General features: G+C 70.9%; 21 protein-coding genes. 12 read left to right on the forward strand and 9 right to left on the reverse strand.

From position 1 onward, the window contains the following. Nucleotides 1–19: 19 nt before the first annotated feature. The 4 genes from trxA to KBZ08_RS00580 form a co-directional block, all read right to left on the reverse strand. Nucleotides 20–343, reverse strand: coding sequence for a thioredoxin (trxA, locus tag KBZ08_RS00565; RefSeq protein WP_015110798.1), 324 nt, complete (start codon nt 341–343; stop codon nt 20–22). A gap of 237 nt (nt 344–580) precedes the next feature. After that, a complete protein-coding gene (locus KBZ08_RS00570; protein WP_254970538.1) occupies nt 581–1744 on the reverse strand; it encodes a GuaB3 family IMP dehydrogenase-related protein in 1164 nt (387 codons plus the stop codon). Between the two features lie 72 nt (nt 1745–1816). Beyond that, a complete protein-coding gene (locus KBZ08_RS00575; protein WP_254970540.1) occupies nt 1817–2470 on the reverse strand; it encodes a CAAD domain-containing protein in 654 nt (217 codons plus the stop codon). Nucleotides 2471–2541: 71 nt separating this feature from the next. Then, nucleotides 2542–3696 carry a homocysteine biosynthesis protein gene (locus tag KBZ08_RS00580; protein WP_254970542.1) on the reverse strand — a complete coding sequence of 385 codons (1155 nt, stop codon included), beginning with the start codon at nt 3694–3696 and terminating at the stop codon, nt 2542–2544. A gap of 33 nt (nt 3697–3729) precedes the next feature. Between KBZ08_RS00580 and gyrA the strand changes: the two genes are divergently transcribed. Continuing rightward, complete coding sequence (gene gyrA / locus KBZ08_RS00585; protein ID WP_106220474.1) at nt 3730–6417, forward strand: DNA gyrase subunit A; 2688 nt, start codon at nt 3730–3732, stop codon at nt 6415–6417. Between the two features lie 30 nt (nt 6418–6447). Here gyrA and KBZ08_RS00590 read toward each other — a convergent pair whose 3' ends face one another. Continuing rightward, the gene (locus tag KBZ08_RS00590) at nt 6448–7512 is read right to left on the reverse strand and encodes a hypothetical protein (RefSeq protein ID WP_254970545.1); all 1065 of its coding nucleotides are present in this window, start codon (nt 7510–7512) and stop codon (nt 6448–6450) included. Nucleotides 7513–7526: 14 nt separating this feature from the next. Here KBZ08_RS00590 and crtL point away from each other — a divergent pair, with 14 nt between their 5' ends. Both crtL and KBZ08_RS00600 read left to right on the forward strand, forming a co-directional pair. Continuing rightward, on the forward strand, nt 7527–8783 hold the full coding sequence (gene crtL / locus KBZ08_RS00595; protein ID WP_254970547.1) for a lycopene beta cyclase: 1257 nt from the start codon (nt 7527–7529) through the stop codon (nt 8781–8783). A gap of 1023 nt (nt 8784–9806) precedes the next feature. Continuing rightward, entirely contained in the window at nt 9807–11765 is a 1959-nt protein-coding gene (locus KBZ08_RS00600; RefSeq protein ID WP_254970549.1) for an autotransporter outer membrane beta-barrel domain-containing protein, read from the forward strand. A gap of 95 nt (nt 11766–11860) precedes the next feature. Here KBZ08_RS00600 and mqo read toward each other — a convergent pair whose 3' ends face one another. Further along, the gene (gene mqo, locus KBZ08_RS00605; protein ID WP_254970555.1) at nt 11861–13351 is read right to left on the reverse strand and encodes a malate dehydrogenase (quinone); all 1491 of its coding nucleotides are present in this window, start codon (nt 13349–13351) and stop codon (nt 11861–11863) included. Nucleotides 13352–13462: 111 nt separating this feature from the next. Here mqo and KBZ08_RS00610 point away from each other — a divergent pair, with 111 nt between their 5' ends. Next, on the forward strand, nt 13463–14074 hold the full coding sequence (locus tag KBZ08_RS00610; RefSeq protein WP_315861231.1) for a PAP/fibrillin family protein: 612 nt from the start codon (nt 13463–13465) through the stop codon (nt 14072–14074). A 27-nt stretch (nt 14075–14101) separates the two neighbouring features. On the opposite strand, the gene xth is transcribed toward KBZ08_RS00610, so the two are convergent. Further along, nucleotides 14102–14950 carry an exodeoxyribonuclease III gene (gene xth, locus KBZ08_RS00615; protein WP_254971655.1) on the reverse strand — a complete coding sequence of 283 codons (849 nt, stop codon included), beginning with the start codon at nt 14948–14950 and terminating at the stop codon, nt 14102–14104. 81 nt (nt 14951–15031) lie between these two features. Here xth and KBZ08_RS00620 point away from each other — a divergent pair, with 81 nt between their 5' ends. Beyond that, on the forward strand, nt 15032–15379 hold the full coding sequence (locus tag KBZ08_RS00620) for a hypothetical protein (protein ID WP_146134563.1): 348 nt from the start codon (nt 15032–15034) through the stop codon (nt 15377–15379). Here KBZ08_RS00620 and KBZ08_RS00625 read toward each other — a convergent pair. Further along, nucleotides 15309–16160 carry a lipopolysaccharide assembly protein LapB gene (locus KBZ08_RS00625; RefSeq protein WP_159817523.1) on the reverse strand — a complete coding sequence of 284 codons (852 nt, stop codon included), beginning with the start codon at nt 16158–16160 and terminating at the stop codon, nt 15309–15311. The two genes, KBZ08_RS00620 and KBZ08_RS00625, sit on opposite strands and share 71 nt — an antisense overlap. A 117-nt stretch (nt 16161–16277) precedes the next feature. Here KBZ08_RS00625 and KBZ08_RS00630 point away from each other — a divergent pair, with 117 nt between their 5' ends. The 7 genes from KBZ08_RS00630 (at nt 16278) to KBZ08_RS00660 (ending at nt 21594) form a co-directional block, all read left to right on the forward strand. After that, a complete protein-coding gene (locus tag KBZ08_RS00630) occupies nt 16278–17039 on the forward strand; it encodes a hypothetical protein (RefSeq protein WP_254970561.1) in 762 nt (253 codons plus the stop codon). Nucleotide 17040: 1 nt separating this feature from the next. After that, a complete protein-coding gene (locus KBZ08_RS00635) occupies nt 17041–17682 on the forward strand; it encodes a hypothetical protein (RefSeq protein ID WP_254970563.1) in 642 nt (213 codons plus the stop codon). Next, on the forward strand, nt 17679–18914 hold the full coding sequence (locus tag KBZ08_RS00640; RefSeq protein ID WP_254970564.1) for a LarC family nickel insertion protein: 1236 nt from the start codon (nt 17679–17681) through the stop codon (nt 18912–18914). The genes KBZ08_RS00635 and KBZ08_RS00640 overlap by 4 nt, the downstream gene beginning before the upstream one ends. Beyond that, the gene (locus KBZ08_RS00645) at nt 18911–19993 is read left to right on the forward strand and encodes a lysylphosphatidylglycerol synthase domain-containing protein (protein WP_254970566.1); all 1083 of its coding nucleotides are present in this window, start codon (nt 18911–18913) and stop codon (nt 19991–19993) included. The genes KBZ08_RS00640 and KBZ08_RS00645 overlap by 4 nt, the downstream gene beginning before the upstream one ends. A gap of 32 nt (nt 19994–20025) precedes the next feature. Continuing rightward, the gene (locus tag KBZ08_RS00650; protein ID WP_106220513.1) at nt 20026–20493 is read left to right on the forward strand and encodes a Fur family transcriptional regulator; all 468 of its coding nucleotides are present in this window, start codon (nt 20026–20028) and stop codon (nt 20491–20493) included. A gap of 317 nt (nt 20494–20810) precedes the next feature. Continuing rightward, nucleotides 20811–21404, forward strand: a complete 594-nt coding sequence (locus KBZ08_RS00655) for a Crp/Fnr family transcriptional regulator (protein ID WP_159819071.1) — start codon at nt 20811–20813, stop codon at nt 21402–21404. A 46-nt stretch (nt 21405–21450) separates the two neighbouring features. Next, nucleotides 21451–21594, forward strand: coding sequence for a hypothetical protein (locus KBZ08_RS00660; RefSeq protein ID WP_254970569.1), 144 nt, complete (start codon nt 21451–21453; stop codon nt 21592–21594). Nucleotides 21595–21697: 103 nt separating this feature from the next. Here KBZ08_RS00660 and KBZ08_RS00665 read toward each other — a convergent pair whose 3' ends face one another. Continuing rightward, nucleotides 21698–23206: an iron ABC transporter permease gene (locus KBZ08_RS00665; protein ID WP_106221547.1), complete on the reverse strand. Its 1509-nt coding sequence runs from the start codon at nt 23204–23206 to the stop codon at nt 21698–21700. Between the last annotated feature and the right edge of the window lie 39 nt (nt 23207–23245).

Here is a 23245-nt window from a genome sequence, read left to right on the forward strand (position 1 = left end):
CGGCGTCAGCGGAGCTGGGTCAGAGGTACTTGGAGATGGTGCCAGAGAGGGTGTTCTTGGGAACGGCACCCACCACGGTGTCGACCTTCTGGCCACCCTTGAAGAGCATCAGGGTGGGAATGCTGCGGATGCCGTACTGGCTGGCGACGTTGGGATTCTCGTCGGTGTTCAGCTTGTAGACGCGGATCTTCCCCTCGTATTCCTTGGCGATCTCATCGACGATCGGCGCCACCATGCGGCAGGGGCCGCACCAGGGTGCCCAGAAATCAACCAGCACGGGCACATCACTCTTGAGCACGTCTTGCTCGAAGGAGGCGTCGGTGACGGCAGCGGCGCTGGACATTCCTTGCAGACTCGGGATGTAGTGAATCTAGCAACCGGGTTCGGCCGCCCTTCCCGGGAATGGGGCCAGCGTTGCAGGCCGTAGCGGAAGCCAGGGCCGCCGGCAGGCGGCGGCAGAAGACAAAAAGCCCGGACACGCCGGGCCGGGGGGTGTGAGGAGTGTGCGAGCCGGAGCCCCCACATCCAGAGGTTAGCCCCCATCTCGCCTTGAGGCCGTGGCGTCCAGACCTGGGACGACCTACTTGCCCATGCCCAGCTGCTGGGCCTTCTGGTACACCTTGCCCTCGGTGAGAAGGGACGGTGCCACCACCACCTCCACCTCACGCATCTCCTTGAGGGTGCGGGCTCCGAGGGTGCCCATGGAGGTGCGGATGCAGCCCAGCAGGTTCTGGGTGCCGTCGTCGAGGCCGGCCGGGCCGCGCAGGATCTTCTCGAGGCTGCCGGTGGTGCCCACCTTGATGCGGGTGCCCCGGGGCAGCACGGGGCTGGGGGTGGCCATCCCCCAGTGGAAACCGCGGCCGGGGGCTTCGGCGGCCCGGGCGATGGGGGAGCCGATCATCACCGCATCGGCCCCGCAGGCCAGGCACTTGCAGATGTCGCCGCCGGTGACGATGCCGCCGTCGGCCACCACCGGCACGTAGCGGCCACTCTCCCGCTCGTAGTCATCCCGGGCGGCGGCGCAGTCGGCCACGGCCGTGGCCTGGGGAATGCCGACGCCGAGCACCCCCCGGGAGGTGCAGGCGGCTCCGGGGCCGATGCCCACCATCACCCCGGCGGCCCCCGCCCGCATCAGCTGCAGGGTGACGTCGTAGGTGACGCAGTTGCCGATCACCACCGGGACCCCGAGGTCGCGGCAGAGGGCGGCCAGGTTGAGGGTCTGGCGGCCTTCGGGGCCGATGTGCTCGGTGGAGACCACCGTGGCCTGCACGAAGAACAGGTCGGCGCCCGATTCGGCCACCGCCGCCCCGAAGCGCAGGGCGGCCGCCGGGGTGGCGCTCACGGCGGCGATGCCGCCGCCGGCCTTGATCTCGCTGATCCGCTGCCGCACCAGGTCCTCGCGGACCGGCTGGCTGTAGAGCTCCTGCATCAGGCCCACGAACTCCTCACGGCCCACCGAGGCGATCTTTTCGAGCACCGGTTCGGGATCGTCGTAGCGGCACTGGACGCCTTCGAGGTTGAGCACCCCGAGTGCCCCCAGACGGGTGAGCTCGATGCACATGCCCACATCCACCACCCCGTCCATGGCGCTGGCGATGATCGGGATTTCCCGCTGGATCCCCCCCAGGCTCCAGCTGCTGTCGGTCACCTCGGGATCGACGGTGCGACCGCCCGGGACCAGAGCGATCTCATCGATGCCGTAGGCGCGGCGTACGGTCCGGGAGCGACCGAGCTGAATGTTCACCGTTGGACGGACACAGTGGGCACAAACTATCAACCGGTCCGCGACGGCCCCGGCCCGGGAGTGGGCGCAGGCTCACCCCTGGCCCCGGAAATCGTTCCAACGGCGGCTCCAGTCGGCGAAGACCTGATCCCGGTCGCTCTTGCGCACCAGCCGGGTGGCGGTGAACCGGACCGAGGCGATCAGGCCCACCAGCTCCAGCAGGCCACCCACCAGGGGCAGACTGTCGAGGGTGCCGATCAGGGAGGCGTAGACCCGCAGCAGCAGCACCACCCCGATCAGGATCGCCAGCCCCTTGAGGGGGCCGCGGAACCGTTGCCACTGGGCCTGCAGTTCGCCACTGCCGAGCCATTCCCTGATCTTCTGCAGCAGGAGATCAAACTCGCCGCCACCTTCGCCGCCTGGCTCGGCGGAGCCCTCCAGGGGCGGCACCTCCAGGGTGGCGGTGATGCCGGGTTCCGGCTCGCTGACCGGTGCCGGCACCGGCTCCGGGGCGGGCGACGGGATCTCGCTGTCGGCCTCGGCCAGCGGCTCGAAACCGGCCAGGATGGGTTCCTGGGCCGGTTCCGGTTCCGCTTCGGGCTCGGGGGCCGCATGCTCCGCCTCGTGGGCCAGGGGCTCCGGCTGATGGATCGCGACGTCCGGTGTGGTCACGGCCGGCTCCATCGCCCACGGCTGCGCCGAAGGTCCGTTCTCCTGAGGCTCGGGGCTGAAGGGGGTCTCGGCCATGGCAGGCGCCGGAAGCACACGGCGGAGCTTACGGCCGTTTTCCCCCGCCGCCCCGGAGCTGTGAAGGGAGTTCAGCTGTCGATGGGGATCAGCCCAGGGCGGCCGGAAAGGGGCCGGACCGGCAGGCGCAGCGGAAAGCGGTCCTCCAGCAGCCAGGTGACCAGCTCGGCGCCGATCGCCTCCGCCAGCCGCGGGCTGTGGGCCGGAGCGGCGGTGACGCGGCGCCCCTCCACCTGGATCCGGCCGGACCTGAGCCGGGCGTAGCTGACCGATCCAAGCCGTGGCCGCAGACGGCGCGGAATGGAGACATCCAGCACCGGCGCCTCCAGGTCCTCGTCACCGCAGGCGGCCTGGCGGGCCACCGCTTCGTTGATCAGGGGGATCGGAGCCGCCAGGCCCACCAGCAGGGCGGCGCCGTGGCCCTCGAAGAAGCAGGGCCGCAGCCATTCGGGCCGCAGGCCGTGCAGTTCCACGCTCACCGCCGCCACCGCCCCGGGGCTGAGGGCCTGGCCGCCGGCGGAGCGGGGCACGCCGGGCTGGTGGCCGCTGCCGCTGCCCACCACCCAGCCGATGGCCCCCGCCACCAGCACCGGCGAGCCCGGTCCCAGCAGGGCCAGCCCCGGCATGGTCAGGCCGATGCTGCCGGCGCCGCCGCAGCTGTGCAGGGCATTGCCGAACGGCCCCAGCACGGGCCCCCAGGGAGTGCGCAGCACCCCTTCGGTGCTGCTCACGGCCACCAGGCCGTTCTCGGTGATCCCCCGGTGCAGCAGCAGCCGGCCGGAGCCGATCCGCTCCAGATCCAGCTGGGTCTGCAGGTCCCGGCGGGGGTGCAGGGCGGTGACCTCCCCGCTGGCGGTGAGGGTCACGCTGCCGCCGCGGAGGAGCCGGTCGAGCAGGTGGGCTCCCCCCTGCCGCCGGGCTTCCCCGAGCCCGCCCCCGATGGGCAGCACCAGGTCACCGCCGCCGCCGCCGCTCTGGGCGCCGAGGGCCTCCAGCTGGGCGTCCCGGAAGCGGATCGGGGGATCGCTGGGGCCGATGTTGAGGTGCAGGCTGCCCTGGTCGGTGAATTCGGCATTGGCAGCCACCACCACGTCGGTGGCGTCGTAGGCCTCCGCCAGCCCCGCCTCGGCCACCAGCCGGCGGAAGTCGGCGGCCACCCTCACCCGCAGCACGCCCTTGCGCTGGCGCTGGCGCAGGGCCGATTCACTCCGGGCCGGCAGGGTCATCGATAGAGTGGGTTGTGCCCCATACGGTCTTGCATGGCGGATCCAACCGGACCCGGTGAATCCACCCCCGGCGACTCCGACGGACGGATCATCCAGACCGACCTGCGCAATGAGATGTCGCGCTCCTACCTGGAGTATGCGATGAGCGTGATCGTGGGCCGGGCCCTGCCCGACGCCCGCGACGGCCTCAAGCCGGTGCACCGGCGCATCCTCTACGCGATGTACGAGCTCGGCCTCACGAGCGATCGGCCCTACCGGAAATGTGCCCGTGTGGTGGGGGAGGTGCTCGGCAAGTACCACCCCCACGGCGACACGGCCGTGTACGACGCCCTGGTGCGCATGGCCCAGGACTTCTCGATGCGGATGCCCCTGATCGACGGGCACGGCAACTTCGGCTCGGTCGACAACGATCCGCCGGCCGCCATGCGGTACACGGAATCGCGCCTGCAGGCCCTGACCACCGACAGCCTGCTCGAGGACATCGAAGCCGAGACCGTCGACTACATCGACAACTTCGACGGCTCCCAGCAGGAACCCACCGTGATGCCGGCCCGGGTGCCGCACCTGCTGCTCAACGGCTCCTCCGGCATCGCCGTGGGGATGGCGACCAACATCCCCCCCCACAACCTCACCGAGCTGATCGACGGTCTGCTGGCCCTGATCGACGATCCGGAGATCGAGGACCGGGCCCTGATGGCCATCATCCCCGGGCCCGATTTCCCCACCGGCGGCCAGATCCTCGGCCGCCGCGGCATCCGCGAGACCTACACCACCGGCCGCGGTTCCATCACCATGCGCGGCGTGGCCTCGATCGAGACGGTGGAGGCCAAGGGCCGCCCCGATCGGGACGCGGTGATCATCACCGAACTCCCCTACCAGACCAACAAGGCCTCCCTGATCGAGCGGATCGCCGAGCTGGTCAACGACAAGAAGCTCGAGGGCATCGCCGACATCCGCGACGAAAGCGATCGCGACGGCATGCGCATCGTGATCGAGCTGCGCCGTGACGCCTACCCCCAGGTGGTGCTGAACAACCTGTTCAAGCTGACGCCGCTGCAGAACAACTTCAGCGCCTACATGCTGGCGCTGGTGAAGGGGGAACCGGTGCTGCTGACCCTCAGCAAGATGCTGCGGGTGTTCCTCGAGTTCCGCATCGAGACGATCGAGCGGCGCACCCGCTATTTCCTGCGCAAGGCCGAGGAGCGCGACCACATCCTCCAGGGTCTGCTGCTGGCCCTCGACCAGCTCGATCCGATCATCGCCCTGATCCGGGCCGCCCCCGACACCGCCACCGCCCGGGCCCAGCTGCAGGAGCGCCACGGCCTCAGCGAGATCCAGGCGGACGCCATCCTGCAGATGCAACTGCGGCGTCTCACGGCCCTGGAGGCCGACAAGATCCGCCTCGAGCACGACGACCTCGTCGCCAAGATCGCCGACTACAAGGACATCCTCGGCCGCAAGGAGCGGGTGCTCGGGCTGATCCGGGAGGAGCTCCAGGTGCTCCGCACCCGTTACGACTCCCCCCGCCGCACCGAGATCCTGGATCTCGAGGGTGGCCTGGAAGACATCGACCTGATCGCCAATGAGCGCTCGGTGGTGCTGCTCACCGAGAACGGCTACCTCAAGCGGATGCCGGTGAGCGAGTTCGAGGCCACCAGCCGCGGCACCCGCGGCAAGGCCGGCACCCGCAGCCAGGGGGAGGAGGCGGTGAAGCTGTTCATCAGCTGCAACGACCACGACGCCCTGCTGCTGTTCAGTGACAGGGGGGTGGTGTACTCCATTCCCGCCTACCGGGTGCCGATCTCCAGCCGTTCCGCCAAGGGCACGCCGATCGTGCAGCTGCTGCCGATTCCGCGGGAAGAGGCCATCACCTCCCTGCTGGCGGTGAGCGCCTTCGACGACGACGTCCAGCTGGTGATGCTCACCAGCGGCGGCTACATCAAGCGCACCCGTCTGTCGGCCTTCAGCAACATCCGCTCCAACGGACTGATCGCCATCTCCCTTGAGGACGGCGACGCCCTGCGCTGGGTGCGGCTGGCCCTGCCCGGCGACAGCGTGCTGATCGGCTCCCTCAAGGGGATGACGATCCACTTCCGCCTCAGCGACGAGGAACTGCGCCCCCTGGGCCGCAGTGCCCGCGGCGTGCGGGCCATGAACCTGCGACCCGGCGATGAGCTGGTGAGCATGGATGTGCTCACGGCGGAACTGGCCGACCGTGTCGCCAGCACGGCTGACGCCGGCGCCGACGAGGAGGAGGGGGACGAGGTCGCCCCCAGTGAGGGCCCCTGGGTGCTGGTGGCCAGCGCCAGCGGCCTGGGTAAACGGGTACCGGTGGATCAGTTCCGACTGCAGCGCCGCGCCGGCATGGGACTGCGGGCGATCAAGTTCCGCCGTGACGGCGATGTGCTGGTGGGCCTCAAGGTGCTCGGGGCCGGCGAGGAGCTGCTGCTGGTGAGCGAGCGGGGGGTGATCGTGCGCATGAAGGCCGACGCCATTCCCCAGCAGTCGCGGGCGGCCACCGGCGTGCGGCTGCAGAAGCTGGATGCCGGTGATCGCCTCACCGAGGTGGTCCTGGTGCCGCCGGCCGCCGAGGAGGAGGAGCCGGCCGATGCGGTGGAGGCCACGCCGGTGGCCAGCGAAGCCACCCCGGACAGGGGTCCTGAAGCCACGGCGGATGCGGTGGCCGGCGAGGAGCCCACCGAGGAGCCCACCGACGACTGAATGCCTGACGACTGAATGCCTCAGGCCGTCTCAGCGCTGGCCCAGGGCCCAGAGCAGCTGCATCCCGTAGCCGGCCAGGCTGGCCAGCTGCAGCCCCAGCTCCAGCCGTTCGATCCGGCGCTCGAGCCGTGGGTGCAGCGGGCCAGCGCCCTCGCTGGTGAGGCGATCGAGCCGGTTGGCGCACCAGATGAACTCGCAGAAGAACACCAGGGTCACCAGGTAGGAGAAGGCGTAGAGCCCATCCAGCACGGTGAGATAGGGCAGGGAGGGCAGGGAGTCGCGGTAGGCCTGCTGCATGAACACCAGCGTCAGCAGGATCACCGGTGGGATCGCCAGCCGCTCGGAGCTGAAGCCGGCCCGCAGGTTGGGGGTGAGCAGCATCACCACCATGGTGATCGTCAGGGGCAGCAGCCACTTGACCAGCGCCGCCCAGCCGATCGGGTCGTAGAGCAGCTCCATCTCCACGCCGCCCTGGCTGGGGAACAGGCGCCAGCTGCGCAGCCGGTAGCCGTTCATGTTGCTGCGACGGCTGACCCCGGAGCCGGCGCGGTCGGGCTCCAGCCGGATCCTGGGCGGTTCGGCGACTGTGGCGGGGAAGCTGGGGTCGGCCACCAGGCGGATCTGCAGGGGCAGGGTGCCGAACGGGTAACCCCGGTAGTCAATCTCGTCGGAATAGAAGTTGCCGTTGAAGCGGTAGTCGCGGCCCAGGTACGCCCCCAGCCGCAGCGGGCCGCTGCTGGCCTCCAGCAGGGAGTCCCAGGGCTCCACCAGGTTCTGGAAGCGCACCAGGGTGATGGGATCCACCCCCGCCGCCAGCCACGGCCCCAGCACCGCCGCCGGTGCCGACAGCCGCAGCGTCCCCTCGACGCTGAAGGTCTTCTCCCGCGAGGAGAAGCGGTAGACGTTGTCCACCGCCATGGCGACGCGGATGGTGACCTCGCGGGGTGTCACCCCGGGGGGCGTCGCCCCGGGGAGCGGCGCAGGCCCCCCTGCCCCAGTTGCCGCGGCAGAACCGCGGCCCGCCAGCAGGGCCAGAACCAGGAGCAGGCCCAGGCAGGCCAGCGTCGCCAGCCGCCGGCGGGCGAAGCCGCGCATGGCTGTGGTGCAGGATGAGCCCTCACCGTACCGGCGAGATGGCGAGGGACGTGCTGGTGCTCGGTGGCGGCCCCGCCGCCCTCTGCATCGCGGCGGCCCTGGCGGAGGAGGGGCTCTCCGTGACGCTGCTGGCGCCCCACGATCCGCGCGCCCCCTGGCCCAACACCTACGGGATCTGGGGGGACGAGGTGGACGCCCTGGGCCTGGGCCACCTGCTGGAGCACCGCTGGAGCGACACGGTCAGCTACTTCGGCGCCGGTGATCCGGACCCGGGATCGGCGGCCAACCGTCCCACGGCCCACGGCCGCGATTACGGCCTGTTCGACCGTGAGGCCCTGCAGCGGCACTGGCTGGAGGCCTGCGGGCGCGGCGGTGTGGAGCTGCTCCAGGGGCTGGCCAGCGGCTGCGGGGCCTCCGGCCCGCTGAGTGCGGTGGAGCTTGCCGATGGGCGCCGGCTGCAGGTGCGGCTGGTGGTGGATGCCACCGGCCATCAGCCGGTGCTGGTGCGGCGGCCTGACCGGGGTCCGGTGGCCGGCCAGTCGGCCTACGGCGTCATCGGCCGCTTCTCGGCGCCGCCGGTGCAGGCCGATCAGTTCGTGCTCATGGATTACCGCGCCGACCACCTCTCGGAGGCGGAGCGGGCCGGCCCCCCCACGTTTCTCTATGCGATGGATCTGGGCGGGGGCCGCTTCTTCGTCGAGGAGACCTCCCTGGCCCTGGCCCCCCCGGTCCCCTTCGAGGTGCTCAGGGAGCGCCTGCACCGGCGCCTGGCCCACCGCGGCGTGCAGGTGCTGGCGGTGGAGCACGAGGAGTTCTGCCTGTTCCCGATGAACCTGCCCCTGCCGGATCTGCAGCAGCCGGTGCTGGGCTTCGGGGGGGCGGCGTCGATGGTGCACCCGGCCTCGGGCTACATGGTGGGCGCCCTGCTGCGCCGGGCCCCGGCGGTGGCGGCGGCGGTGGCGGCGGCGATGGCCGACCCCGCGGCCCCCTCGGCTCTGCTGGCCCGGGAGGGCTGGCAGGCCCTGTGGCCCCCGGCGCTGCGCAGCAAGCACGCCCTCTACCAGTTCGGGCTGGGCAAGCTGATGGGCTTCTCCGAAGCCGAGCTGCGCCAGTTCTTCGCCAGCTTCTTCTCCCTGGGCGGCCCCCAGTGGTATGGCTTCCTGACCAACACCCTGACGGTGCCGCAACTCCTGGCGGCCATGCTGCGCCTGTTCGCCCTCTCCCCGTGGTCCGTGCGGGCCGGCCTGCTGCTGCCGCCGCGCCGGCCCTGACGGTTTCGTGTCTCCAGGCCGCCCAGCGGCGGATTGGGTCGGCGGTCTTGGGTCGGGCGTTCACCACCCGTCCCAAGACCCCATCCGCCGTCCATGGCCAGTCCCTCCACCCAAGGGTGGCTGCCCCTCTGGTGGACACGAGAAGGACCCGGTGACGTGTCCTGATGCCTGACGGGGCCAGGACGTTCCACGGGCGGTCAGGTGGGAGTTTGATGCCGTTGCGTCTGGAAACGACACCGCAAATTCAAGGAGATCAGTCAGCAGTACGTGTGCAGATGTGCATCGCTTTTGGAGGCCAACGACTGTGCCGGCACACAAGACTGAAGACAGGAGTTAATCGGCTTCTGCCTCCTGATTGCGAAGCCATTGGGTCATCGATAGATGCAAAGACATCGGGATGCGGTCTGGATCGCGCTGGCTTGGTTATTGGCTGTTTGCAGCACGCCCGCGAAGGCCCAGTTCGCCGGCCCTTACGCCCCATCCCAATGGACGCTGACGAACTCCACCTACTTTGACCCTGTACTGGGTCAGATGGTGCCGGCGAATGGTTTCGTTGACCCCTCGCAGGCACCTGGCTCCATTCAACTGACAGGGCCGTTCTGGGTCTATTACGGCCCTGATACTCCGAGCTACCAGAATGTAAAGTATACGATCCAAGCGAACCAGGCAGGTACCTATAGCTTCGCGTGGAGCTACACGTCGACAGATACCTTTGGACCCCTGTTCTCCGCTCCGGGCTTCATTAATCAAGGGGTTCTCGAGGCTTTCGCCGGTTTCGATTCCTTTGGCCCGATGAGCCAGTCTGGATCAGGTTCCTACAGTTTTCTCGCCAATGACATTTTCGGCTTTCAGGTCGACTGCATCGACTGCGTGTCAGGACTGTCATCCATCACGATATCCGATTTCCTGTTCACACCACCCTTCATTCCGCCGATTCCACCTCCTTTCATCATTCCCGGTAAACCGGCCACAGCCAGCAATCCCTACAGCACCACCTTTGCCGGCGGCACCATGGTGGTCGACATGCCGGGCATCTTTACCAGTTCGTTCAACACAGGGATCGGCGGCACCATCGACATCAATGGCATGCCGTCACTGTTCACCGGCGTCTTCAGTGGGCCGGGTTATCTTGTTTTTTCCAATTCATCCCAGGGGGGCTTCGTTTCTCTTGGGGGAAGCAGCACCTATACAGGACCAACAACAGTCGAATCCGGCGTCAACCTCTATGTCAACGGCTCGATCGCCTCATCCTCGGCTCTGAACATCCAATCCGGTGGTCTGGTGGGCGGCAATGGCTTTCTGCCCCAGACCAACCTCATTCCCGGTGCCATCCTTTCGCCCGGCAACTCCATCGGCACACTCACGGCCAGCGGTCTGAGCCTCAACGGCGGCGCCATCGTGGCCGAACTTCAAGGCCCCCAGAGCGACCGCATCAATGTCACCGGCCAGGTCACCCATTTCACGGGAACGGCCTATCTCGTGCCCCATGGCGGTGGCATGCCCTGGCCATCGCTGGATTACACGATCCTCTCGGCACCAGCGAGCACGAACTTCGCCACGTTCAACAGCCTGACTCTGAACACCTTTGGCATCACCAGCGCCCTGCTGCGCTACGGCACCACCCTGATCCAGGAGGCCGATGGCAACCCCCGCACCTTTGATGTCCAGTGGCGACCGCGCAACGGGATCGGCGCCACGGCCTCGGCTCTGCAGCTTCTTGGCCAGGGCCGGACCAACCAACTGGCCGCCGCAGGGGTCTTCGACCGCGTCTTCCAGTCGCTGGCCATCAGCAGCGCCAGCAACGCCAACAACACCGGACTTCCGATCGGCACCAGCGGCTTCAGCACCGGCCAGGCCGCCGCTGCGGGCCTCTCCCCCGATCTCCTGCTGGCCACCAGCCAACTGCTGACGCTCCCCACCGGCAACCAGCTCACCGCGGCCGTGGCGTCCCTCTCCCCGGAGCCCTATGCCGCCTTCCAGAGCGTGGGCCTCAACACGCTCAAGCGTCAGCGCGAGCTGCTGCTGGCCCAGGCCGGCCATTGCCGCACCACGGGCTGGGTGGTGAACACCTCCGGCAGCAGCGCGAACAGGCGGGGCCGACACCCCTTCTGCATCTTTGCCCTGGGGGCCAACGCCACCAGCTCCGTCCGGGGCCAGGACGGACTCGACTCCTATGACGCCGGAATCTTCTCCAGCGCCTACGGCATCGAGTACCAGCCGAACGACCGCTTCACCCTGGGGGCCGCCTACGGCTACGGCACCTCCAACCTCAGCGCCATGGCCCGGTCCAACGGGTCGGTGTCATCGAAGGTCAACAGCGGCAGCCTTTATGGCGTGTACAGGCCATCACCGGCCTGGACGCTGCGCGGCCTGTTCGGCTACAGCGGTTTCCAACTCGACGGCAGCCGCCGTCTCTCCTTCATCGGCTCCGGATCACCCATCGCCGCCAACCCCAGCGCCAATGGCCTCACCCTGGCCCTGAACGCCGATGTGCTGATTCCGCTCACCGGGCCCAAGGCAAGGACGGCCATCGTCCTCAAGCCCCTGCTCGGTGTGGCCTGGGGCCGTTATCAGCAGGGCGGCTTCCAGGAATCGGACCGTGGTGTCCTGACCATGAACGTCCAGGGTCATACCTCCGACAGCCTGTTGGGAACCATCGGGGCGGAGTTGACCACGGCTCCGATGTCCCTGAACAGGGCGGACACGGTGGCCCTCACCCCACGGTTGGCCGTGGCTTACCAGGTGGATGTCCTGGCGGCCAACAGGAGCAACACGTCAGTGACGGCCTCCTTCACGGGGGCACCGGCGGCTGGCTCCTTTCCGACGCAAGGGGAGAACCGCGGCACCAACACCGTCACGGTCGATGCGGGGGTTGATCTGAAGGTGGCAAAGAACGCCTCGCTCTACGCCAGCGTGGGCTATGAAATCTTCTCCACCGGCTCCCAGCTCAGCTACGGCGGGGGCCTGAAGCTCAGTTTCTGAACCCCCTCAGGCCAAGCCCGGCTCCCAGCCTGGATGGCCGCACCGCCCAACAGCGGCCCACCGAGCTGCAGGCCTGTACAACCTGGGGGCACGGCTCAGCTGGCCGGCGCCGCCAGCCCCAGCACCTCGGCGCTCTCGCTGCGGATCCGCCGGCAGAGGTCGGCATCGTCGCGGATCGAGGCGCCGTAGGAGGGCAGCATCCGCTTCAGGGTGGCCTGCCAGCCGTCGGGCAGCGTCTCGCGGAAGCAGGAGTGGAGGATCTCGAGGCAGATCGCCACCGCGGCCGAAGCGCCGGGGGAGGCCCCCAGCACGGCCACCAGGGAGGTGTCGGCGGCATGCACCACCTCGGTGCCGAACTGAAGCACCCCGCCGCGTCTGGCATCGGCCTTGATGATCTGCACCCGCTGGCCGGCCACCGCCAGGGTCCAGTCGGAGGGGCGGGCGTCGGGATAGAAGTCGCGCAGGGCGGCGAAGCGCTCCTCGGCGCTGGCGAACACCTGGCCGATCAGGTATTCGGTCAGGGGCAGGTTGTCCCGCGCCACCGCCAGCAGCGGCAGGAGATTGCCGGCCCGCAGGGAGCGGGGCCAGTCGCAGAGGGAGCCGCTCTTGAGGAACTTGCTGGAGAAGCCCGCGTAGGGCCCGAACAGGATCCACTGACGGCCGTCGACAAGACGCGTGTCGAGGTGGGGCACCGACATCGGCGGTGAGCCGGCGGCGGCCATCCCGTAGACCTTGGCGTGGTGGCGGCTGGCCAGGGCGGGGTCGCCGCAGCGCAGCCACAGGCCGCTGACGGGAAAGCCGCCGTAGCCGCGCACTTCCGGGATCCCCGATTTCTGCAGCAGGGTGAGGGCGCCGCCGCCGGCCCCCAGAAACACGGTGCCCGTATCGATCAGCCGGGTCTCCCCGGTGGTCCGGTCGCGGGTCTCCAGGCGCCAGCCACCCTCCGGCCGCCGCCGCAGCGACTGCACCGCCGTGGAGAACCGCGCCTCAAAGGCCCCGCTGGCCCGCAGGTGATCCAGCAGCTGGCTGGTGAGGGCTCCGAAGTTCACGTCGGTGCCGGCGGCGATGTGGGTGGCGCCGATCGCCTGGGCCGGATCCCGTCCTTCGATCAGCAGCGGTGCCCACTCCGCCACCTGGGCATGGTCTTCGCTGTAGGCCATCCCCGCGTAGCAGTGGTGGGCCGCCATCCGCCGGTGGCGCTCCCGCAGGTAGGCCCGCCGCTCCTCCCCCAGCACGAAGCTCATGTGGGGGACACCCTGGATGAAGGCCCCGGGGGAGCCCAGGGCCCCGTCCCGCACCAGATGGGTCCAGAACTGGCGCGAGAGATCGAAGGCTTCGTTGATGTCGAGCGCCTTGGCCAGGCTGATCGAGCCGTCCGCCGCCATCGGCGTGTAGTTGAGCTCGCAGTTCCCGGCGTGGCCGGTGCCGGCGTTGTTCCAGGCGCTGGAACTCTCCTGGGCCTCCCGGGGGAGGCCCTCGACGAGCAGCAGGCGCAGGTCTGGCTGCAGCTGCCGTAGCAGGGTGCCGAGGGTGGCGCCCATGATCCCCGCCCCGACCAGGGTCACATCGACGGTGGTCAGCGTCACGGGGTCAGCGGTGGGGTCGGTTCGGCGAGCGGGCCGGGCGACACGGTATCCGATGGCCGTCGACGCCTGGCAGCATGAATCCTGATGCGCCCCGTGCCGCGGGTGAGAGCAGTGACCCAGGCTCCCCCTGCCACCCCCGATGGCCCGACCGCTGCCGCCGGCGAGGCCCCGGCCTGCCGCCAGGAACTGCTGGGGTTGCTGCGGGCCGGATCCCCCGGCGCTGCCCCCAGCGCCGCCCGGCGCATCGAGGCCCTGATCGGGCGGCTGGAGCTCCTGCAGCCCGCCGATCTCAGGTCCCAGGCCGCCCAGCTGGCGGGCGTCTGGGAGCTGCGCTGGAGCAGCAGTTCCCAGCCCTATCTGGCGGTCAGGCCCTGGCTGGAGAATCTCCAGCTGCTCGATCCGGCCGGCGGCCGTGCCCTCAACCTGCTGCGGCCGGCCGGGCCCCTGGGGCCCCTGGCGGGGATCGCCGTGCAGGCCAGCATTGCCGTGGCCTCCGAGGTCCCCCACCAGCGGGTGTCGGTGCGCTTCGAGCGCGGCGGCTGGAGGGGGCCCCGGTTCGGCGATCAGCGGCTGGAGCTGTTCCGGCAGGTGCGGCAGAGTTTTGCCGCCTGGCTCGATGTCACCGTGCTGGATGACGAGCTGCGGGTGAGCCGCGGCCAGAACGGCACCCTGTTCGCCCTGGTGCGGCGCCCGGACCTGGAGCTGGCGGCGTTTCTGGACTGAGGGCCAGAGCCCCCCCACCAGCTCCCTTCACCACCCCCCGGCGTCGTCCCCCTCGCCGTCCCCGTCCTCCGCCGGGTCGGGCGGCCAGGCCAGGCGCACCGTCACCGGCGCGTGGTCGCTGGGCTGCTCGTTGCCCCGCTGGTCCCGGTGGATCACGCAGGCCGTGGCGCAGGCCAGCAGCTCCTCGGATAGATAGATGTGGTCGATGCGCCAGCCCGTGTCCCGGTCCCAGGCGCCGGTGCGGTAGTCCCACCAGCTCCAGTGCCCGGCATCCGGTTCGAAGACACGGAACACGTCCTCCAGCCGGTCCCCCAGGGCGTCCCTCAGGGCCTGGCGCTCCGGATCGCTGGCCATGATCCCGCCGCTGAGGCGCTCCGGGTCGTGGATGTCACGGGCCTCCAGGGCGATGTTGAAGTCCCCCACCATGGCCAGGGGTTCCCCCTGAGCGTCCTGGGCCTCCAGGTAGCGCCGCAGGCAGGCCAGCCATTCCAACTTGTAGGGGTACTTCTGAGAGGTCAGGGCCGAGCCGTTGGGCACGTAGAGGTTCAGCACCCGCACCCCCTCGATCCAGGCGCTGATCACCCGTTTCTGCTCACCGAGCTCCACGGCCGCCGGATCGTCCGGGAGGAGCGCGGCGAAGCCCACCCGCACATCCTCGATCGGCTGCCGACTGAGGATCGCCACACCGTTGTAGGCCTTCTGACCGCTGATCACCGCCCGGTAGCCCAGGGCCTCGAAGGCGGTGTGGGGAAACAGGTCATCGGCCACCTTGGTCTCCTGCAGGCAGAGCACGTCGGGGGCCTCGGCCTGGAGCCAGGCGCAGACCTGATCGAGCCGGGTGCGCACCGAGTTGACGTTCCAGGTGGCGATCCGCAGGGCCATGGCGACGGGACGGGGAACCGGTTGGGGCCCTTATCATGGAGGCCTCGGTGCTTTGACCCTCCGCCGGCAGGAGCCATGATCCCTTCGTTCTCCCAACGTGTGTGTGCCGTCGGCGCCGGGGCCCTCGCCCTGCTGATGGTCGGAGAGGCCCGAGCCCAGCAGGCCGGCTACGGCCAGACCCTGGGCACCAGCATCCAGGAGCGCCAGCTCTACGACTACGGGCCGAGCAAGTCGGGGTCCGGCAGCGGATCGATCCTCGACAGCACCAATCCCCTCGACCTGATGAACAAGCTGAAGCGCAGCACCGCCCTCGAGGACGCCACCCCCCCCAGCTCCGCCATCGATCAGGCCCTCAGGGAGTTCGACGCCCAGGCGCCGAAGCCGGCACCGGCGGGGTCGGCCGGGCAGCTGAAGGGGATCTGAGCGGCTCCAGGCCCCAGCTGGCCGCCAGTTTGTCCAGCCTCGGATCCGGCTTGTCGGGATCCGGGCTTCGCAGCCGTGCCTGGGCCAGGGCTTCCTGGGCCCCCTTGGTATCCCCCTGTTCGTGGCGCAGCATCGCCAGACCCAGCAGGGGGCGCTGGTCCTGGGGGAACAGGTTGGCCAGCTGCAGATAGGTGGCCGCCGCCGTTGCCGCCTGATTGCGCTTGAGCTGCAGTTCCGCCAGCAGCAGGCCGATGCCGAGGGCCTCCGGCCTCACGTCGGGTCTGATCGCCATCCCGTAGGCCGCCTTGACGCGGGCCTCGGCGGCGGCGCCGCGACCCTGTTCCAGGTTCAGCAGGCTGAGCAGCTGCAGGGCCTCCACCTGGGTGGGGCGCAGGTTGAGGATCTGGCGCAGCTCCCGTTCGGCGCCGCTGCGGTCGCCCTGGTCCCGACGCAGCTCGGCCAGCATCAGCCGCAGGGACCAGCGCTCGGGCTCCCGGTCGGCCATGGGCTCCAGCAGGCCGATGGCCTCCCCCTTGCGGTCCAGGGCGACCAGCAGTTCCAGCAGCCGCTGACGGTCGGCCGGGGTGGCCTCATCGGCATCGAGCCGCAGCCGCAGGCGGGTGGCCTCCTTGGTCAGCAGGGTCCGCTTCGGGTCGGCGCTGGCCTGCGTCGCCGACTGGCGATGCCCCAGCCACCAGCCCCCCCCGAGGGCCAGGATCCCGACCAGGCTGACGGCCAGCAGCGACCAGAGGCCGCTCAGGCTTCGGTTCGGGGAGGGCATCCGTTGACGGTGTGGGCTCGGGGTCGCGACCGAGTCTGGCCTGGGCATCGCGCTTCCGCTGCTGCTTACATTGACCCGGGCCAGTCCAGGTACCGCCACGGGGTTTTTCCTTCCACCATGCGCCAGCATCCCATTTCCCCGGTCACCGAGCCGCTCCAGTACCGGGCCATCGGAGTGGTGCGCGGGTCCTACGTGCCGGCCGATCCGGCCCAGCTCACCCGGGGGGTGATCCGCACGGCCGAAGGCACCGAGATCGAAGCGGTGGTGCTCGGCCGCCTGCTCACCCTGATGCGCCGCCACCTCGACCTGGAGACCCCCCATCTGTGGGTCGTCTACCCCCGCTCCCGGGAGGAGAACCAGCTCCACCTGCAGATGGTGGGGGTGTGGGAACCCAGCACCCTCTCGGCGCCAGGGCCTGACGCCGCGGCGAGCGCCGCCGCCGCGAGTGACGTCGATGCGCCCCAGGCCGATGGGCCCGAAGCCGAGGCGACCCCTGCCACCGCCGAGGGGCCTTCTGACGCCGACCAGCTCCCCGAGGGCGACGACTATTTCTCCATCCGTGGCGAGCTGATCTTCACCCGCCCCGAGACCGGGGATCTGGTGATCAAGGTGCGCCAGCAGCCCCGCCCCGACGGCAACCGTCCGGTGCCGTTCAAGCTCCAGCTGCGGGGGGAGATTCCCCTGGAGCACCTGCGCCATTTCGTCGCCCTCGATCTGCGCCGCCAGGGCCAGCAGCTCGCCGTCGAGCGCTTCGAGGTGATCGGCCCGGTAGCCCAGCGGGGCAACCGCGGCGGCCGCGCCCGCCGCCCCGGGGCGGACAAGGGCGGCCCGGCCAAACCGAAGGGCCATGGGCGGGCCGTGACCCGACAGGGCCGCTGAGATGACCAGCGGTGCCTTCACGGCCGGGGTCGTGGTGCTGCTGGTGAGTCTGGCCGCCGTGGCCGGCCCCCTCGTCGGACTCTCCCCCTGGTGGATCAGCCTGCTGGTGGTCCTGGGCCTGGGCTCCCTCACCGTGGACGCGGCCCGCTTCGGTGGACGGGGCGGCCATCTGCTGGCCGAAGCCCTGCCGGGAGGCCAGGGGCGCCTGCGCCGCATCGCCGTGCATGAGGCCGGCCACGCCCTGGCGGCGGACAGCGACGGCCTGGCGGTGCGGCGGGTGCTGGTGGGCAGCCTGGCCTGTCTGCGGGCCGGCGTCGACAGCGGCGGCTGCACCGAATTCGCCCTGCCCGAGAGCGTGAAGCTCTCCGCCGAGGACCTGCGCCGCTGGAGCCGGGTGCTGCAGGCCGGCATGGTGGCCGAGACCCTGGTCTACGGCGACAGCGTCGGCGGCGACGACGACCGGGCCCTGCTGGGCCGGCTCTGGGGCCTCTCCGGCTTCGACGCCGAGATGGCCCGGTTGGAGCAGCGCCGGGCCCGGCGCGAGGTGGAGCAGGCCCTGCGTGCGCGCCGCGCCGAGATCGAAGCCGAGGCCGAGCGGCTGCTGGCGGCGGCCCCCCGGTTCGGACGCCGGTCCCCTTCATGACCCTGGCCCTGCTGGATTGCCCCACCGGCCTGGCCGGCAACATGCTGCTGGCGGCCCTGCTGGACCTCGGGGTGCCCGAGGAGATCATCACGGCTCCCCTGGCCGCCCTGGGGTTGGAGGGCCGCTACCGGCTGCGGATCGAGGAGCGCCGCAGCGCCGGGCTGCGGGGACTGCATCTGGAGGTGGAGGCCACCGAGCCCCAGCCGCACCATCGCCCCTGGGGGGCGTTGCGTGGCCAGCTCCAGGCCGCCCCCCTGGAACCGGCGCTGCAGCAGAAGGTGCTGGCGGTGTTCGGCCTGCTGGCGGAGGCGGAGGCGGCGGTCCACGGCCATGCCGCCGAGGCCGTGGCGTTCCATGAGGTGGGGGCGATCGATGCCTTGGTGGACATCGTCGGTGTCTGCGCTGGCCTGCTCCATCTGGAGGTGGACCATCTCGTCTGCGGCGTGCCGCCGGCGGGCCATGGCCGCGTCGTCACCGCCCACGGGGCCCTGCCCCTGCCCGCCCCGGCGGTGCTGGAGATCGCCCGCTCCCGGGGGCTGCCGCTGGCCTCCAGCGAGGACTTCCCCGCCGGCGAGCTCACCACCCCCACCGGGATGGCCCTGGCGGCCTGCTGGGCCGACCGTTTCGGCCCCTCCCCCGCGGCCCTGCCGTTGCGGGTGGGGGTGGGTCTGGGCAGCCGCCAGCTGGATCGGGCCAACCTGCTCCGCCTCACGCTGGCCCGGCCCGTGGGGGAGGCGGGTGCGGAGGGGGCCATCCAGGGGGGCAGCGAGGGGGGCGAGGTGCGCGAAGCCCTGCTGCAGCAGCAGGCCCAGATCGACGACGCCACGGCCGAGGACCTGGCCTACCTGGCCGAGGCCCTGCGCCTCGAGGGGGCCTTGGAGGTGTTCAGCCAGCCGGTGGCGATGAAGAAGGGCCGCACCGGCACCCTGATGACGGCCCTGATGCCTCCGGAGCTGGGGCCCCGGCTGCGCCGGGTGTGGTGGCGCCACGGCACGACCCTGGGGGTGCGGGAGCAGCGGCAGGACCGCTGGATCCTGCCGCGGCAGAGCGAGACGCTGGCCACCCGGCTGGGGCCGGTGCGGATCAAGTGGGCCACCCTCCCGGACGGCCGCCGGCGGGCCAAGGCGGAGCACGCCGACCTCGTGGCGCTGGCCGCACACCTGGGACGCTCGATCGAGGAGGTGCGCGACGAGGTGCGCCGCGCCCTGGCCGCCGACGGGGGAGCCCCATGAGCGCCTGGTCCCGCCACCTGCTGGCCCTGCGCCAACGCCTGGGGACCGGCCTCGGGGTCCTGCGGCGCCGGCTGCCCTCGCCCGCCAACTGGCCGGCCTTGCCCGGCGGCCTGCGCCCCTGGATCACCCTGGGCAGCATCGGTTTCGTGATGGCCGCCCTGCTCAGCCACGGTCGCCAGCTGGTGCAGCTGCGGCTCGATGGCCAGGGCTGGCTATGGCTGCTGCTGGGGGTCGGCGTGAGCCTGCTGAGCCTGGTGGTCAACGGTGTGGCCTGGGGCGTGGTGCTGCGCTGGCTGGGGCTGCGGCCCGACTGGGCCGCGGTGGTGGAACTGCACGTGGCCACCAACCTGCGCAAGTTCCTGCCCGGTGGGATCTGGCATCTGGCTTCGCGGGTGCAGCGGCTGCGCAGCGAGGGCGCCCCCTTGGCCGCCCCGCTCAGCACCACCATGGCCCTGGTGGCGGTGCTGCTCGATCCCCTGGTGGCGGCGGTGGCGGCGCTGGCACTGGTGCCCCTCGGCGGCTTTCAGGGCGGGCTGGGCCTGGTGTGCCTGCTGCCCCTGGCCCTGCTGCTGCCCCGCTGGCTCGATCCCCTCCTGGTGCGGCTGGAGCGGCGCCGGGCCCGGGACCTGGGCCTGGAGGAGGAACTCAGGCAGGAGTCGCCGCCGGAGCGGTCCACCTGGCTGCGGGGCTATCCCTGGCCGCCGCTGCTGGCGGAGATGGCCTTCGTGCTGCTGCGCTTTGCCGGCTTCTGCTGCTGCATCCAGGCCTTCGACCTGCCGCTGGCCAGCGATGCCGGCGTCTGGCTGGCGGGATTCGCCCTGGCCTGGACCGCCGGCCTGGTGGTGCCGGGGGCGCCGGGGGGCTTGGGGGTGTTCGAGGCGGTGCTGCTGCTGCGGATGGGGGTGGCCCTGCCGGAGGCGCCGCTGCTGGCGGTGGCCCTCAGCTACCGCCTGATCGTCACGCTCACCGATCTGCTGGGGGCTGCCCTGGTCAGCCTGGACGGCAGCCTGGCCCGGGGGGCCTCGGCCAGGGGGGCGACGTCGGCCTGCACACCGACGCCAGACAGCCCTTCTCAATAGGCCCTAGTGTTGCGAGGGTCTGGGATCGCGTGGTGAACACTCCCCCCACCGGTCTGGCCCAGCCCCGCAGCCTGCGCACCACCCTGAACGACCGGGGCCAGCGGCTCACGCCCCAGCGTCAGCGGGTGCTGGATCTGTTCGAGCGGATCGGCGAGGGCAGCCACCTGAGCGCTGAGGAGGTGCATCTGCGCCTGGTGCGCAGCCAGGAGCGGGTGTCGCTGGCCACCGTCTACCGCACCCTGCGGCTGCTGAGTTCGATGGGGCTGCTGCAGGAGCTGGAGCTGCCGGAGGGGGGGCGCCGCTTCGAGCTGGCCGGCGACGCCCACCGCGACCATCACCATCTGGTCTGTGTCCGCTGCGGCCGCACCGAGGAGTTCGAGAGCGGAGCCGTGCTGGCCGCCGGCGAGGCGGCGGCCGGGGCCTTTGGCTTCCGGCTGCTGGAGTGCGTCCTCAACGTGCGGGCCCTCTGTCCGGCCTGCGCGGCTGAGGAGCAGGGCTGAGGGGGGCGCCGGAGCCGAGCAGCGGCAGTTGCAGCTGCTGATCGGCCCAGTGGGCCGCCAGGGCCGCCAGCAGGCTGGAGCGGTCGCCACGGATGCGGAGCATGGGGGCTGAAGCGAAGGGATCCCTCCAGGCTGCAGACCCTCGGCGCGGCAGCCGCCGTTTCGGGCACTGCCCCGGGCATCGATGGCGACGGGCGGGGGTGCCTGGAACCCGCCCCGCTTCGCAATCACCAGCTGCTATTGAGAATCGCTTGCAAAAGTGACGGTGGGGCGTCTAGGTTGAGAGCCATTCGCAATAAGGCCCCTCGCTTCGCCCGATGCGCTACCGCTTCCTCCCCGACGATCCCGCCAGTGCCGTGCGCATGCCCGCCGGTCAGACGGTCCTGCTTGACCCCACCCCCCGTCCCGGCGGTTCCTGCCTTGAGGTCCTCGACGGCATCGCCCGCGTCTACTGCCCCTGTGAGGAGACCGAGGGCATGACCCTGGCCTTCCTCCAGTCCGGTGACCAGCTCCGCACCGACCGCCTCTGCAGCGAGGGCGTCTGCGTCGAGGCCCTCACCCCCCTCTGCTTCCGCAGCGATGCCGAGCCCCTCGAAGGCCACGGCTTCGATCCGGTCAACGAGTGGACCCTGCAGCTGCTGCGCATCCGCCACCTCGGCAGCGCCGAGCAGCGGCTCCATGCCCTGCTCTCCCTGCTGGTGCGCCGGCTGGGGCGCCGCTGCGGCCCCTGGTGCGATCTCCCCTTCCGCCTCACCCATGAGCGCATCGGCGAGCTGATCGGCACCACCCGCGTCACCACCACCCGGCTGATCTCCCGCATCCGGGCCGCCGACCTGCTCGAGGCCCCCAGCGGCGAGACCGGTCTGCGCCTGGCACCGGCCCTGGTGGACGGCGCTCCCCTGGCGGCCTGACGCCCCCCCTTTCTCTTTCTCCTCCCTTTCCCTTCCCTTCGCCCCCATGGCCCCCTCCCTCGGCAGCCTCCCCGACGTCCCCGCTCCGATCGCCACCCGCGGTCCCCAGCCCCAGTCCAAGAAGAAGGGCTGCCGCCAGAAGAAATGCTCCAAATGGAAGGGCGGCAAGTGCTGCTGCGGCCGCGACTGAGATCCCTCTGGGAGCAACGACGGGCTCCGGTTCTGCCGGGGCCCTTTGGATGGGCGCCAGCTCCGCCGCCCCGCTGCAGTCGCCTTGCTTCAGTCGCCGCGCTTCAGTCGCCCCGCCCCTGGCGCTCGAGGCTTGGCATCAAGGCGATCGAGGCAGCCAGTCCCAGCGCCAGGATCAGCAGCGCCGGAATCAGGGCCGCCCCCACCCGTTCGTCGCTGGCGTACTGGTAGACACGCACCGAGAGGGTGTCGAAGTCGAAGGGGCGCAGGGAGAAGGTGAGGGGCAGCTCCTTCACCACATCGACGAAGACCAGCAGTGCCCCCACCAGCAGCGGACCCCGCAGCAGCGGCAGGTGGATGCGCCGTAGCACCGCCAGCCAGCCGCAGCCCAGGCTCGTGGCGGATTCGTCCAGGCTGGGGGGGATGTGCTCGAAGGCGGCGTCGAGTCCCTGCTTGGAGACGGCCAGAAAGCGGTCGGCGTAGCCCCAGAGCAGCAGGAGGAGGGGGCTGAGCTGCAGGGGCCCGCCGATCAGCATCAGGGCCAGGGCGAGCACGGTGCCGGGCACGGCGTAGCCCATGCCGGAGAAGAAGGTGAGCCGGCCCAGCAGCCGGTCGGCCAGCCAGCGGCGGCTGATGGCCAGCACCAGGGCCCCCGCGACGGTGACCAGGGCGGCGACCAGGGCCAGCCCCAGGCTGCGCAGGGTCAGGGCCAGCAGGTCCTCGAGTGGATCGCTCTGCAGGTGATCGCGGCTCGCCACCAGCCAGGTGAGGGGAAGCCCCAGGCTCACCAGGGGGGGCAGCAGGGTGAGCAGCTGGGCCAGCAGGCGGCGCCAGCCCCGCAGCGGCCACTGCAGCGTGCCGGCGTCCCCCTGCCCCAGGTTCCAGCGGCGGCTGCGCTGGCGCATCCAGCGTTCGGCCCCCACCAGCAGGCTGACCAGCACCAGGGCGATCAGGGCCAGCCCCACGGCCCCCGGCAGGTCACCCTCCGCCTGCCAGCGCTGCAGGATCCCCCGCGACAGGGTGGGCACCCCCAGCAGCTCCACGGCGCCGAGCTCATTGACCACCTCCATGCCGCTGAGGGCCACACCGGCGCCGATCGACGGCAGCGCCAGGGGCAGGGCGACCCGCCGGAAGCTGCCCCAGGGGCCCACCCCCAGGCTGCGGCAGGCCTCCAGCTGGCGCTGGCCACTGCCGGAGAAGCTCTCGGTGGAGAGCAGGAAGACATAGCTGTAGGTGGTGAGGCTGAGCAGCAGCAGGGCCCAGCCGATGCCATGGACGCGAAAACCCCAGCGGCTGCCGAGGTCGACCAGCACGGCGGCGAGCACGAAGGCCGGAGCCGCCAGGGGCAGCACCTGGGCCAGCCGCAGCCAGCGGCGACCGGGGAACTGGCAGCAGGCGGTGAGCCAGCCGTTGGCGGTGCCGAGCAGGGCGCCGGTCAGGCCGACGCCCACCACGAGCACCAGGGTGTTGCTCAGCTGCTCCAGACCTTCGGCCCCCAGCCAGAGGCCGCCGGAGCCGGCATCGCGCACCGCGAAGCCGGCCAGGGCCAGGAACGGCAGCAGCGCCAGGGCGCAGACCAGCAGCACGGCCGCCGCGAGGGAGGCCCGCCGCATCGGCGGAGCTGTCCGGGGGGCCGGTGCCCGCTCCGCCGT

It is taken from the genome of Cyanobium sp. Candia 9D4 (assembly GCF_024346155.1).
GTDB classification, from domain to species: domain Bacteria; phylum Cyanobacteriota; class Cyanobacteriia; order PCC-6307; family Cyanobiaceae; genus Cyanobium; species Cyanobium minutissimum.